This window comes from Pseudonocardia pini (assembly GCF_013870575.1).
Taxonomy (GTDB): domain Bacteria; phylum Actinomycetota; class Actinomycetes; order Mycobacteriales; family Pseudonocardiaceae; genus Pseudonocardia; species Pseudonocardia pini.
This window is the reverse complement of record NZ_JACBXB010000083.1, coordinates 1-12,081: the sequence shown is the minus strand read 5'-3', so window position 1 is coordinate 12,081 and position 12,081 is coordinate 1. Positions and strand designations below refer to the sequence as shown.

Below are 12,081 nucleotides of genomic sequence, written 5' to 3'. Positions count from 1 at the left end.
TCGGGGCCGAGCAACGACGACCGGCGCTGGTGCGCGTCGAAGGCGGCGGCGAACTCGACGTCGAGGGGTTCGGCGGGATCGAGTCGCGCGCCTCCGGTCACCGACAGCGTGAACAGTGCCGCCGCACCCGCCGTCACGCAGAGGTCCACCAGTCGGTCGATCTCCGGGGCGGTCAGCAGGTCCAGCAGCGCCGAGCAGGTGACCAGCGAGGTCCCGGCCAGGTCCGTGAGTGCGGTCAGGTCACCCGGGACCGGGATCCCGCCGTCGCGCGCGGCGATGTCCAGCAGCACTGGGTCGCGATCGTGTAGGTACCAGGTGCCCGCCGGCACGAGGGGCCGGAGCCACCGGCCCATCGAGCCCGATCCGCAGCCGAGGTCCCGGACGACGGCGAGGTCCCGGCCGCGCAGACCCTCCACCAGGTCCGTGGAGCGGGCGGCCGCGTCCGCGGGCTCGCGCAGGGCCAACCAGTCGGGCGCGCAGACCGGCGAACCGGGGGTGCTGAGTCGGGCGTCGAAATCCGTCACTCCCTGAGTGAACCGTGCGGGCCCCGGCTCCGTGTAGGAGGTGTGTACCTGCAGACCACCTTCCCCACCGCCACGCGGACCGGCACCTGGGCCGACCGGCAGCAGGCCGGCGCCGCCCTCGTCCAGATGGCGATGCTCGCCGCGCTCGCCACCGCGGTCGACCTCGGCCCCGTCGGCTGGCTGGCCGGCGCGGCGTACGCCGTGGGCCTGCAGGCGCTGCTCGGGGGCGCGGTGCGCCGGGCGGGCGCGGTCGCGCTCGGGCCCGCCGACCTGGTGACCCTGGGCCGGGCCGTGCTGGTCGGCGGGGTCACCGCGCTGGTGGCCGACGGGCTGTGGACCGGTCAGATCGCCACCGCCGTGTTGGTGCCGGTGGCCGCCGTGGCCCTGGCGCTCGACGCCGTCGACGGGAAGGTCGCCCGCCGGACCGGCACCGTCAGCGAGCTGGGCGCCCGGTTCGACATGGAGACCGACGCGTTCCTGATCATGGTGCTCAGCGTGCAGGTGGCGACGGTCCTCGGGCCGTGGGTGCTGGTGATCGGCGCCCTGCGCTACCTCTTCGTGGCCGCGGGCTGGGTGCTGCCCTGGCTCACCGGCTCGCTCCCGCCGCGGCTCTCGGCCAAGACGATCGCCGCGGCACAGGGGATCGTGCTGATCGTGGCCGCGAGCGGGCTGGCGCCGTTGCTCGCCGCGGCCGTCCTGGTGGCCGCCGCGCTCGCCGCCCTGGTGTGGTCGTTCGCCCAGAGCGTGCTGCTCCTCCACCGAGACGCACCATGACGGCCGCCAGGACCCACCGAGATCGGCGCTATGGAGCCACAACGCGCCCTGAGCAGGGCCCCGACGACAGTTATGGCTCCATCGTGCTGCGGAGGCCTGCGGCGGCCAGGTCGGGGACCGCGCCGCCGACCGTCTCGAAGCCCTCGCCGACGGTCTGGCCCGCCACGAACCGGGCGTGGATGCCCTCGGCGATCACCGCGGCCTTGAAGTAGGCGAGGCCCAGGTAGAAGGGCCAGTTCACGACCTCGCGGCCGGAGGCCTTCGTGTACCGGGCCACCAGCTCGTCCCCCGCGGGCAGGCGGGTCGAGGTGGCCGCCGCGCCCCCGGAGAGCACCGGGTCGAAGGCCGGGTCCGAGTAGGCGACGTGCAGCGCGAGGTCGGAGAGCGGGTCGCCGAGCGTGGACATCTCCCAGTCCACGAGCGCGCGGATCTCGGAGGCGTCGGTGTCCCCGACGATCGCGTTGTCGATCCGGAAGTCCCCGTGCACGATCGACGCCCCGGACTCCTCCGGCGTCGACTCGGCGAGCCGCGTGTGCAGCGCCTCCAGGTCCGGCAGCGGCCGGGTGGAGACCCGGGTCCACTGGTCGTACCAGCGGCGGACCTGCCTGCCGAGGTAGCCCTGCGGCCTGCCGAAGGACCCGAGACCCACGGACCCGGGATCGACGGCGTGCAGCGCGGCCAGGGCGTCGACCAGCGCGAAGGCGCAGTCGTGGACCTCCGCGTCGGAGAGGGTGTCCAGCTCCTCGACGGTCCGGATGGTCCGCCCGGGCACGAACTCGACGATCGCGAACGGCGCCCCGATCACCTCGGGGTCCTCGCTCTGCGCGATCGGGCGCGCGACCGGCACCCCGTGCCCGTACAGCGCCGCGACGACGGTGTACTCCCGCTTCATGTCGTGGGCCGACGGCGTGAGCCCACCCAGCGGCGGTCGGCGCAGCACCCACGTCCGGTCGCCCGCCGCGATCCGGTAGGTCAGGTTCGACCGGCCGCCGTGCAGCAGCTCCGCGGACAACGGGCCGGTCCCCGGCACGTGCTCGTCGACGTACGCCTGCAGCTTGGGCAGGTCCAGTCCCTGCACGGCCACGTTGCCTCCCGAGGTAGCGGCTAACACTCGCTAGCCATCGGACCACATGGAGCCGAAGCTGTCACGTGAAACGGCTATCCGTTGTTAGCCTCACAGCATGACCACGGGCGAGGCGATCCGCGAGGCCGCGCTGCGGCTGTTCGCCGCGCGCGGCTACGAGGCCACCACGATGGCCGACATCGGTGCGGCGGTCGGGATCCGCGGGCCGAGCCTCTACAAGCACGTGGCGTCCAAGCAGGACCTGCTGGTCGAGCTGATGACCCGCACGATGGACACGCTCATCGCCCGCCACCGCGAGGCCGTCGCGGGCTCGGCGGACCCGGTCGAGCGGCTCCGCCGGGCCGTGGACGCCCACGTCCGCTTCCACGCCCGACACCGCCTCGAGGCGTTCGTGGGCGCGAGCGAGCTGCGCAGCCTCACCGAACCCCATCGCACGACCGTCCTCGCCCGGCGCGCGGAGTACGAGCGGTCCTTCCGCACCCTGATCGAGCGGGGCCCGTTCGACGTCGGCTCGGTCCGCCTGGCCTCGTACGCCCTGCTCGACCTGGGCATGGGCCTGGCCACCTGGTACCGCGAGGAGGGCGAGCTGTCCGAGAACGAGGTGGTGTGGCAGCAGGTGGAGTTCGCGCTGCGGCTGGTGGGGGCTCACCCGGCCTGAGGGCGCCGCCTGCCGTTGCGGCCCGCCGAGGACGATGGAACGCCTCCATGAGAGCGGCCGCCCCACCCCCTGAGCGCACGGCACTCCCGCAGTGGCGAGCGGGAGTGCCGTTCAGGCGATGGGGATAATCGCGGCGTGACCGACGGGCCGACCACCGCCGAACGCATCCGGCGCGCCCGCACCGAGCTGGCGCCCGCGGAGCAGCGGGTGGCCGAGACCCTGCTCGACGACTACCCCATGGCCGGGCTCGGCTCCGTCGCGCAGCTCGCGGGGCGGGCCGGGGTGAGCGCGCCGACGGTCCTGCGCCTGCTGACCAAGCTCGGGTTCACCGGCTACCCGCAGTTCCGCGAGCAGCTGCGGGGCGAGGTCGCGCAGCGGCTCTTCTCCGCCGACGGCGTGTACCCGGGCCCGGCCGAGCACCCGCTGGCCCGGGCGGAGCAGGCGTACGCCGAGACCGTCCGGGCCACGTTCCGCGACCTCGACGCGGCGGAGATGGACCGGGCCGTCGCGGCGCTCGCCGAGCGTCCCCGGGTGCTCGTCACGGGGGGCCGGTTCTCGGCCACGCTCGCCGCGCACCTGGCCTGGTTCCTGCAGACCCTGCGCCCGGGCGTCGAGGAGGTCCCGCCGGAGCCCGGCCACCGCGCGCGGGCGCTGCTCTCCGTCGACGCCGACACCCTGCTCGCGGTGTACGACTTCCGGCCCTCGCAGCCGGACACCGTGGAGTTCGCCCGGCAGGCCGCGGAGCGCGGCGCCGGGCTGCTGCTGCTGCTGTCCGACCAGCGGGTCTCGCCCGCCGACATCGTGCTCACCGCGGCGATCGACGGGCCGCCGCCCTTCGACTCCATGGTCGGCGGCCTGATGATCACCGAGACCCTGGTCGGCGCGGTGGCCGCGCGACTGGGGGAGCCCGCGCGTGCGCGGCTGAGGGCCTTCGAGACCCTCGCCCAGGGTAACGCCGAATAAATCGTTACGTAGCCCGCGGAAACGCGTAACGATCGTAACGTGGAGCCATGTTCACCGACCTGGTGCAGCCCGACCGGGTGCACCGCAGTCTCTACACCGACCGCGAGGTCTTCACCCGCGAGATGGAGCGGGTCTACGGCGGGACCTGGACCTACCTCGCCCACGAGAGCGAGCTGCCCGGCCCGCACGACTTCGTCCGCCGCAGGCTCGGGCTGCGGCCGGTCATCGTCACCCGGGACGCCGAGGGCGGGCTCCACGGCCTGCTCAACCGCTGCACCCACCGGGGCGCCACGGTCTGTCGGGACGACGAGGGCACCACGGCGCGCTTCGTCTGCGGCTACCACAACTGGACCTTCGACTCGACCGGTGCGCTCGTCGGCGTGCCGATGCGCAAGGGTTACGGCCCGTCGTTCGAGCCCGGCTCCCTGGGGCTCGGCCGGCTGCGGGTGGAGTCCTACCGCGGCTTCGTGTTCGGCACGCTCAACCAGGAGATGCCGCCCCTGGAGGAGCACCTCGGGTACGCCGCGCGGCTGCTCGACCAGTGGCTGGACCGGCTCCCCGGGTCCAGGCTCGTGGTCCGGCACGGCACCCACCGGCTGCGCTACCGCGGCAACTGGAAGCTGACCTACGACAACTCCGCGGACGGCTACCACCCCGGCTTCTCGCACGCCTCGCTGCTGCGGATGCGCAAGCAGCGCTACGGCGTGGGCGTCGACATGCAGTGGACGCTCGGGGACGTCGACAACGGCGGCCAGACCGTCACCGACCTGGGCAACGGCCACACCTTCCTCGACCAGCGCGCCGAGATCGACTCCTACTGGGAGAGCTCCGCGCCGATGCCCGGCGAGCAGGCCTACGAGGCGGTCCTGCGGGAGCGCCTCGGCGAGGAGGCCGAGCGGATGCTCGACCTCGCCGTCGGGTCCGGGATGAACCTCAACATCTTCCCCAACCTGCTGGTCATCGGGAACCAGATCCAGGTCATCGAGCCCTTCGACGTCGACGACACCCACCTCATCTGGTACGCCACCTCACTCGAGGGCGAGGGGGTGCCGGAGGAGCTCACGGCGCTGCGCATGCGGCTGCAGGAGGACTTCCCCTCCTTCGGCGAGCCGGACGACCTCGTGAACTTCGAGGAGTGCCAGAACGGGCTGTCCATCCCGGAGATGGAGTGGGTCGTCACCCACCGGCACCTGGAGACCGGGCGCTCCCACCTCGACGAGAACGGCAACCTCACCGGCCCGGTCACCGACGAGCTGCCGATCCGCGCGTTCTGGCGCCGCTGGACCGAGCTGATGACCTCGGAGACCAAACTGGTGGCGCGGTGAACCTCGACGAGATCCTCGGGAGCGCGACGACGTCCTCCTATGTGGACGACGCCTACTACGCGCTCCTGCAGACCGACCTCACCGAGTGGAGGGCCCGCGGCACGCCGCTGGCGGACCCCGATCTCGAAGGCCTGATCCTGCACGAGAACTGGCTGCTCGACCGTCGGGCCTACGAGGACTGGTTCGACCTCTACGCCCGCGAGTGCCTCTACTGGGTGCCCAACGTCGACGTCCTCGCCGAGGAGCCGCCGACCCTGGGCGGCAAGCCGACCGGCGGCTCGCTCGGGTACACCAAGGCCGCGGTGCGGCCGCACGATCCCCGCACCCGCGTCGCCATCGCCTTCGACGACCGACGCCGACTGGGCGACCGGATCGTCTGGCTCCGCACCGGGGTCGCCTACTCCCAGCTCCCGCCCTCGGCGACCAGCCACGTGAGCAGCGGTTTCGTCCGGGTCCCGACCGCGCGGCCCGGCGAGGTCAAGATCCGCTCGCAGTTCGTCTGCCACGAGATCCGGGCCGGGCACCCGGTCCGGACGCTCGCCGGCTGGGCCGGGCACGTCCTCGTCACCGAGGACGGCGAGACCCGGATCGCCCGCAAGATCGCCGCCCTGCTCGATCCCGACCGCACGCACCTCAACCTCTCGTTCCTGCTGTAGAAGGGCCCTCCCACCATGACCCTCACCGCCACCGCCGACTCCGCGGTCGGGACGAAGGACTTCATCCGCAAGCACGGCCTCTGGACGGCCGAGCAGCACGCCGCCGCCGAGCTCGTCGCCGCCCGCGTGCAGGAGGAGAACCTGCGCACCGTCCGCGTGACCACCGCCGACCCGCACGGCAAGCTGCGCGGCAAGACCGTGCTCGCGCCGCTGTTCGGCTCGGTGCTGCGCAACGGCATCGACTTCTCCACCGCGCTCTACTACTTCGACACCGCGGACGGCATCGTCTACAACCCGTTCGTCGCGGGCGGCGGGCTCGGCGACCACAAGCTCAACGGCTTCCCCGACGTCGTGCTCGTCCCCGATCCGCTGACCTTCACCACCCTGCCGTGGGCGCCGCGGACCGGCTTCTGCCTGGGCTCGGTCTACTTCAACGACGGCACCCCGGTCCCGTTCGACGGCCGCAACCAGCTCAAGGCGCAGCTCGCCGCGTTGAAGGAGAACTTCGGGTTCGAGTACCTCGTCGGCCTGGAGGTGGAGTTCTACCTGACCAAGCTGGTGGACGCGCCGCTGTCCGTCGACGCGCTCGGCGGGCCGGGCGAGCCGATGGCCCCGCCGCAGGTCACGGCCATCGCGCCGGGTTACGCCTACCAGTCCGACGACCACCAGGACCAGATCGAGGGCGTCCTCGCGGTGCTGGCGGACCACCTCATGGGCGCGGGCCTGCCACTGCGCACGATGGAGGACGAGTGGGGGCCGGGGCAGTGCGAGTTCACGTTCTCGCCGATGCCGGGCCTCGAGGCCGCGGACGCCATGTTGCTGTTCCGCTCGGCGACCAAGCAGATCGCCCGCCGGATGGGGCTGCACGCCACGTTCATGTGCAGGCCGGGGCTGCCGTCCTTCTACGCGTCGGGCTGGCACCTGCACCAGAGCCTCGTCGCGCCGGACGGGTCGAACGCCTTCGCCTCCCCGACCGAGCTGCTCGCGCCGACCGGGCTGAGCTTCATCGCCGGGATCCAGGACCATGCCGCCGCGGCCTCGGTCTTCACCACCCCGACGATCAACGGGTACCGCCGCCGCACCCCCTTCTCCCTCGCGCCGGACCGCGCGACCTGGGGCGTGGACAACCGGGCCGCGATGCTCCGGGTGCAGGGCGGCCCCGGGGACCCGTCGACGCACGTCGAGAACCGGGTCGGCGAGCCCGCCGCGAACCCGTACTTCTTCCTGACCTCGCAGCTCGTGGCCGGGATGGACGGGCTCGCGCGGTCGTCGGACCCGGGAGCGCCGGAGATCGAGCCGTACTCCGCGGAGCACCGGCCGCTGCTGCCGAAGACGCTGATGGAGGCGGTCGAGGAGCTGCGCGGCAGCGCCCTGTACCGGGAGGCGCTGGGCGACGGGTTCGTCGACTGGCTCCTCGGGCTCAAGGACTTCGAGATCAAGCGGTTCATGGAGGCGGAGGGCGAGTGGAACGCGGAGACGGTGTCCGCGTGGGAGCACCGCGAGTACTTCGCCCAGTACTGAGCAGCTACCGATACTGATCACATGGCTCGCGCTCTGATCGTCGTCCACGAGACCGACCCCGTCCGGCAGCGCCGGATCCCCGGCACCATCCTGCCCGCGCTGTCCGAGCTGGGCTTCACGGTCGAGATCGACACCCACTTCGGCGGCAACGCCGTGCGGGAGGACGCCGACCTCGTCGTCGTGATGGGGTCGGCTCACGCGGCGTACGACGACTCGCTGCCCTGGCTCGCCACCGAGCTGGAGTTCCTGCGGCGCATGGACGCCGCGGGGACCCCGGTGCTGGGCGTCTGCTTCGGCGGGCAGGCGCTGTCCCGCGCGCTCGGCGGGACCGTGGCCCGGGCGGCGCGGCCCGAGCGCGGCTTCGTCGAGCTGCAGGGCGACCTCCCGGCGCACCGGTGGATGGAGTTCCACTACGACGCCTTCACCCTGCCGCCCGGCGCCGACCTGGTGGCGCGCAACGAGACCGGGGTGCAGGCCTTCCGCAAGGGCCCGCACCTCGGCCTGCAGTTCCATCCCGAGATCACCCCCGACGTGTTCGCCACCTGGCGCGAGTCCTGGCCGCCCGAGTTCGCCGCGGCGGTGGCGGCCGAGGTGGACGTCGCGGCGATCAGTGCCGAGATCGAGACCCGCGCCGACGAGCTCGCCGCCCAGTGCCGGACCCTCCTCGCGCGGTTCTGCGCGCACATCCCCAGCTCCTAGGAGAACCGCGACTTCGCCACCCTCGAGGCGCTCGCGGCGGCGGACGGTGCCCTCGCGAGCACCGTCGTCGAGCTCCTGACCTGAGGGATACCCGCACGTGACCTGAGTGGACGACCGAACGCAACACGCGCCGGCCACCATGCAGGGATGCCCCGCGCCCTCGCCCTCGTCCACCAGCTCGCCTCGGCCTCGGTCCTGCCCGGGACGATCGGGACGGCCCTGCGGGAGCAGGGCTACGAGGTCGAGGTCGCGTCCTTCCTCGAGGGTCCGGTCCGCTCGCTCGACGGCGTGGACGCCCTCGTCGTGCTCGGCTCGGCCCACACCTCCGACGACGAGCCGTGGATCGCCCCGGAGCTCGCCTACCTCGCCCGGGCGGTGGCCCGCGACGTCCCGGTCCTCGGGGTCTGCTTCGGCGCACAGGCGCTGGCCCGGGTGCTCGGCGGGACGGTGTACCGCGCGCCGCGGCCCGAACGCGGGTTCGTCGAGGTCTCGGGGCGGCTCCCGGCGCGGCGCTGGGCCGCCTTCCACTACGACGCGTTCACCCTGCCCCCGGGCGGGGAGGCGTTGGCGCGCAACCCCGTCGGGCTCCAGGCCTTCGGCCACGGTCCGCACCTGGGGGTCCAGTTCCATCCCGAGGTCACGCCCGCGGTGCTCGAGGCGTGGTCCGCGGGCTGGACCCCCGCCCAGCGCGCGGAGCTCGTGGGCGAGACCGAGCTCGCGACCTTCGCCGCCGAGCTCGCGGAGCGGGCGGCCGAGTGCGCCGCGGCCTGCCGGGCGCTCGTGGCCGGGTTCCTGGCGCGGAGCGAGGCGCGCGCCGCGGCGTGAGATGAGCAGCAGCGCTGTTCGATCATGGATCGGCAGCGCTGATGCTCATCTCACGTGGACCGGGAGCTTCTCCACGCCGTAGACGATGCTCGCGTCCCGGTAGTCCAGCTCGGCCGCGGGGACGGCGAGGCGGATGCTCGGGAAGCGGTGGAACAGCGCGGGGTAGGCGCTGCGGAGCTCCATCCTCGCCAGCTCGGCGCCGATGCAGCGGTGGATGCCGTGGCCGAAGGCGTAGTGGGGGCTCGGGACGCGGTGCGGGTCGAACCCGTCCGCCCCGCCCGCCCGGTCGGCGGCGAGCAGCGAGCAGATCACGCCGTCGCCCTCCTTGATCGTGACCCCGCCCACGGAGACGTCCCGCATGGCGAAGCGCGGGAAGGCGACCTGCACGACCGTGAGGTACCGCAGCAGCTCCTCGACCACCGGAGCGGCGTCGTCCTCGATCACGGTCCGGCGCGCCTCCGGGTCCTCCATCAGCGCGATCGCCCCGAGCGCCAGCATCGACGCCGTGGTCTCGAACCCGCCGGTCAGGACGCCGTCGGCCAGGCCGGCGAGCTCCTCGTCGTCCACCCGGTCGCCGTGGTCGCGGATGATCATGCCGAGCAGGCCGTCGGTGGGGTGGTCCCGCTGCTTCTTCACCTGCTCCCGCAGGAAGACCAGCGAGTCCGAGATCGCGCCGAGCGAGGCGCTGGCCCCGCCGAGCAGGTCGAACCGGGCGGTGGCGACCTCCTGGAAGGCCTCGCGCTCGGAGTACGGGACACCGAGCAGCTCGCAGATCACCAGCGACGGGATCGGCAGCGCGAACTCCTCGACCAGGTCGACGGGCCCGGGCGCCGCCTCCATCCGGTCGAGGCACTCCGCCACGATCTCGTCGATGCGGGGCGTGAGGCGCGCGAGCCGCCGCATCGTGAACTCCGGCGTGAGCACCTTGCGCAGCCGGGTGTGCACGGGCGGGTCAGAGAACCCGAGACCGCCGGGGTTCTCGGTCTCCGCCATGCCGATCGTGCGGGCGAGGTGGTTGAAGTCCGACGAGTAGTCGTCCACGGAGGACAGGACCGACCGGACCTCGTCCCGGCCGGTGACCAGCCAGACGTCGATCTTGAGCGGGAGCTCCAGCTTGCTGACGGGCGCGACGGCGGCCAGGTCGGGAACCGGGTCGAGCCCCTCGCGGCGCAGCGGCATCAGGGCGGAGTCGGGGAGCAGGGACCCGAGGTCGAGACCCTTGGCGTTCATCCGGGCCAGCTGGCGGCGGACGAACCAGGACGCGATGCGCGCGCGGAGCGTGGGCACGACACCGACCCTACCGGCGCGGGCCGCGGGGGTGCGGCCCCGGCCTGCGCCGGGGCCGCACAGCCGCGCGCGGGCTCCGTACCGACCCCCCGGCGGCTGCCCACCGGTACGGCGCGTCCTAGCACGGCTGTACCACAAACTACCCGGCGTCCTGTGCTAGACAAAGCCCGTGCCGCGCCGGGCCGACCACGCGGCCAGGCGCGCGACCATCGTCGAGGCGCTCTGGCGGGTCCTCGCACGCCACGGGATCGCGGAGGTCTCGGTGCGCACGGTGGCCGCCGAGGCGGGCATGTCGCCCACCGCGATGCGGTACTACTTCCCCACCCGGGACGACCTGTTGGCCACCGCGATGACCCACACGCTGGAGCGCGGCACGGCCCGGGTCCGCCCGCTGCTGGAGGCCGCGCGGGACCGGGCGGGCGTGGAGCGGGTGTACCTGGAGATGCTCCCGACGGACGAGGCGCAACGCACCGAGCAGGAGGTCTACCTGGCCTTCGCAGGCCTCGCCCGCACCTCGCCGCGACTCCAGGAGATCAGCGAGGACGCGGGCGTGCGGATCCGCCGGGTCGCCCGGGTCGCGGTGGAGATCCTGCAGGCCTCCGGGGAGCTGGACCCCGGCGTCCCGCCCGGCGCGGCGGCCCGCTGCCTCGACTCGCTGGTCCAGGGCCTCACGTTCCAGTCCGCGACCTGGCCCGCCGCCTTCGACGCCGAGCGCATCCGCCGGACCCTGCGGGACTTCCTCGACGGGATCTGCGTCAGCCCACCCGATAGGTCAGGTCCCGGGCGTCCGTGATCAGCATGTGCCCCGGGGCGTGCGCGATCGCCAGCTCCGGCCGCGACTCCACGACGGCGGCCTGCGGCGTGACCCCGCAGCCCCAGAACACCGGGACCTCGCCCTCCCGCACGGTCGCGGCGTCCCCGTAGTCCGGCCGGGAGAGGTCGGTGATGCCCAGCTCGGCCGGGTCGCCGACGTGCACGGGGGCGCCGTGCACCGCGGGGTACCGGGCGGTGACCGCCACCGCCCGCTCGACCAGCTCCGCCGGGATCGGCCGCATCGAGACGACCATCGGACCGGCCATCGCGCCCGCGCTGCGGCACCGGCGCGAGGTCCGGTACATCGGCACGTTCCGCCCCTCCTCCAGGTGCCGGACGGGCACGCCCGCCGCGAGCAGCGCCTCCTCGAAGGTGAAGCTGCAGCCCACGAGGAAGGCGACGAGGTCCGCGCGCCAGTACTCCCGGACGTCCGGGACCTCGGCGACGAGCTCGCCGTGCCGGTAGACGCGGTAGAGCGGGATGTCCGTGCGGACGTCGCCCGCCAGGAGGGGGCCGCCGACCTCACCGGGCTCCAGGACGTCGAGCACCGGGCAGGGCTGGGGGTTGCGCTGCGCGAACAGCAGGAAGTCCCACGCCAGGTCGCGCGGCAGCGCGATCAGGTTGGCCTGCGTGTACCCCGGGCACCAGCCCGCGGTGGGGGTGACGAGCCCGGCGCGGAAGCGCTCCCGGGCCTCGGCGGGTGTCGTCACGTCAGCCTCACTCGGACGGGTTGGCCGGGGCGGACCTGGGCGGCACGGTCGACGTCGGCGTCCCGCAGGACGGCGATCACGGGATAGCCGCCGGTCACGGGATGGTCGGCCAGGAAGATCACCGGCTCGCCGCCGGGCGGCAGCTGGATCGCCCCCCGGGCGATCCCCTCGCTCGGTAGCGACCCCGCACCCTCGGCCACCCCCAGGGTGCCGCCGACCAGCCGCATCCCCACCCGGTCGGT

The 12,081-nt window shown here is 73.4% G+C and carries 13 protein-coding genes and 1 pseudogene; 9 read left to right on the top strand and 5 right to left on the bottom strand.

The window, feature by feature from the left end:
- A partial coding sequence (locus tag H5J29_RS07940) for a class I SAM-dependent methyltransferase (RefSeq protein WP_181780260.1) occupies positions 1-524 on the bottom strand: 524 nt, incomplete at its 3' end.
- 42 nt (positions 525-566) lie between these two features.
- Here H5J29_RS07940 and H5J29_RS07935 point away from each other — a divergent pair.
- Positions 567-1,298, top strand: coding sequence for a CDP-alcohol phosphatidyltransferase family protein (locus H5J29_RS07935; protein ID WP_376768512.1), 732 nt, complete (start codon positions 567-569; stop codon positions 1,296-1,298).
- A gap of 70 nt (positions 1,299-1,368) precedes the next feature.
- On the opposite strand, the gene H5J29_RS07930 is transcribed toward H5J29_RS07935, so the two are convergent.
- A complete protein-coding gene (locus H5J29_RS07930) occupies positions 1,369-2,382 on the bottom strand; it encodes a phosphotransferase family protein (RefSeq protein ID WP_312858114.1) in 1,014 nt (337 codons plus the stop codon).
- A 97-nt stretch (positions 2,383-2,479) separates the two neighbouring features.
- Between H5J29_RS07930 and H5J29_RS07925 the strand changes: the two genes are divergently transcribed.
- The 7 genes from H5J29_RS07925 (at position 2,480) to H5J29_RS07895 (ending at position 9,029) form a co-directional block, all read left to right on the top strand.
- Positions 2,480-3,040, top strand: a complete 561-nt coding sequence (locus H5J29_RS07925) for a TetR/AcrR family transcriptional regulator (protein WP_181780259.1) — start codon at positions 2,480-2,482, stop codon at positions 3,038-3,040.
- Between the two features lie 135 nt (positions 3,041-3,175).
- The gene (locus H5J29_RS07920; RefSeq protein WP_220187113.1) at positions 3,176-4,003 is read left to right on the top strand and encodes a MurR/RpiR family transcriptional regulator; all 828 of its coding nucleotides are present in this window, start codon (positions 3,176-3,178) and stop codon (positions 4,001-4,003) included.
- Positions 4,004-4,050: 47 nt separating this feature from the next.
- On the top strand, positions 4,051-5,328 hold the full coding sequence (locus H5J29_RS07915) for an aromatic ring-hydroxylating oxygenase subunit alpha (RefSeq protein ID WP_181780258.1): 1,278 nt from the start codon (positions 4,051-4,053) through the stop codon (positions 5,326-5,328).
- Positions 5,325-5,984 (top strand): aromatic-ring-hydroxylating dioxygenase subunit beta, encoded by a 660-nt coding sequence (locus tag H5J29_RS07910; protein WP_220187112.1) that lies wholly within the window; start codon positions 5,325-5,327, stop codon positions 5,982-5,984. Before H5J29_RS07915 ends, H5J29_RS07910 begins: the two co-directional genes overlap by 4 nt.
- A 15-nt stretch (positions 5,985-5,999) precedes the next feature.
- On the top strand, positions 6,000-7,505 hold the full coding sequence (locus H5J29_RS07905) for a glutamine synthetase family protein (protein ID WP_181780257.1): 1,506 nt from the start codon (positions 6,000-6,002) through the stop codon (positions 7,503-7,505).
- A 21-nt stretch (positions 7,506-7,526) separates the two neighbouring features.
- Positions 7,527-8,204 carry a type 1 glutamine amidotransferase gene (locus H5J29_RS07900; protein WP_181780256.1) on the top strand — a complete coding sequence of 226 codons (678 nt, stop codon included), beginning with the start codon at positions 7,527-7,529 and terminating at the stop codon, positions 8,202-8,204.
- Positions 8,205-8,351: 147 nt separating this feature from the next.
- A complete protein-coding gene (locus H5J29_RS07895; RefSeq protein WP_181780255.1) occupies positions 8,352-9,029 on the top strand; it encodes a type 1 glutamine amidotransferase in 678 nt (225 codons plus the stop codon).
- Between the two features lie 45 nt (positions 9,030-9,074).
- Here H5J29_RS07895 and H5J29_RS07890 read toward each other — a convergent pair whose 3' ends face one another.
- Positions 9,075-10,316, bottom strand: coding sequence for a cytochrome P450 (locus tag H5J29_RS07890; protein ID WP_376768511.1), 1,242 nt, complete (start codon positions 10,314-10,316; stop codon positions 9,075-9,077).
- Between the two features lie 169 nt (positions 10,317-10,485).
- Between H5J29_RS07890 and H5J29_RS34800 the strand changes: the two genes are divergently transcribed.
- Positions 10,486-11,109, top strand: a complete 624-nt coding sequence (locus H5J29_RS34800) for a TetR/AcrR family transcriptional regulator (protein WP_181780254.1) — start codon at positions 10,486-10,488, stop codon at positions 11,107-11,109.
- Here H5J29_RS34800 and H5J29_RS07880 read toward each other — a convergent pair.
- Together H5J29_RS07880 and H5J29_RS34795 are read right to left on the bottom strand one after the other, a co-directional pair.
- Positions 11,072-11,839, bottom strand: coding sequence for a putative hydro-lyase (locus H5J29_RS07880; protein ID WP_181780253.1), 768 nt, complete (start codon positions 11,837-11,839; stop codon positions 11,072-11,074). The genes H5J29_RS34800 and H5J29_RS07880 overlap by 38 nt on opposite strands.
- A pseudogene (locus H5J29_RS34795) lies at positions 11,836-12,081 on the bottom strand (allophanate hydrolase subunit 2 family protein); the annotation flags it as partial. The gene H5J29_RS07880 and the pseudogene H5J29_RS34795, both read right to left, overlap by 4 nt.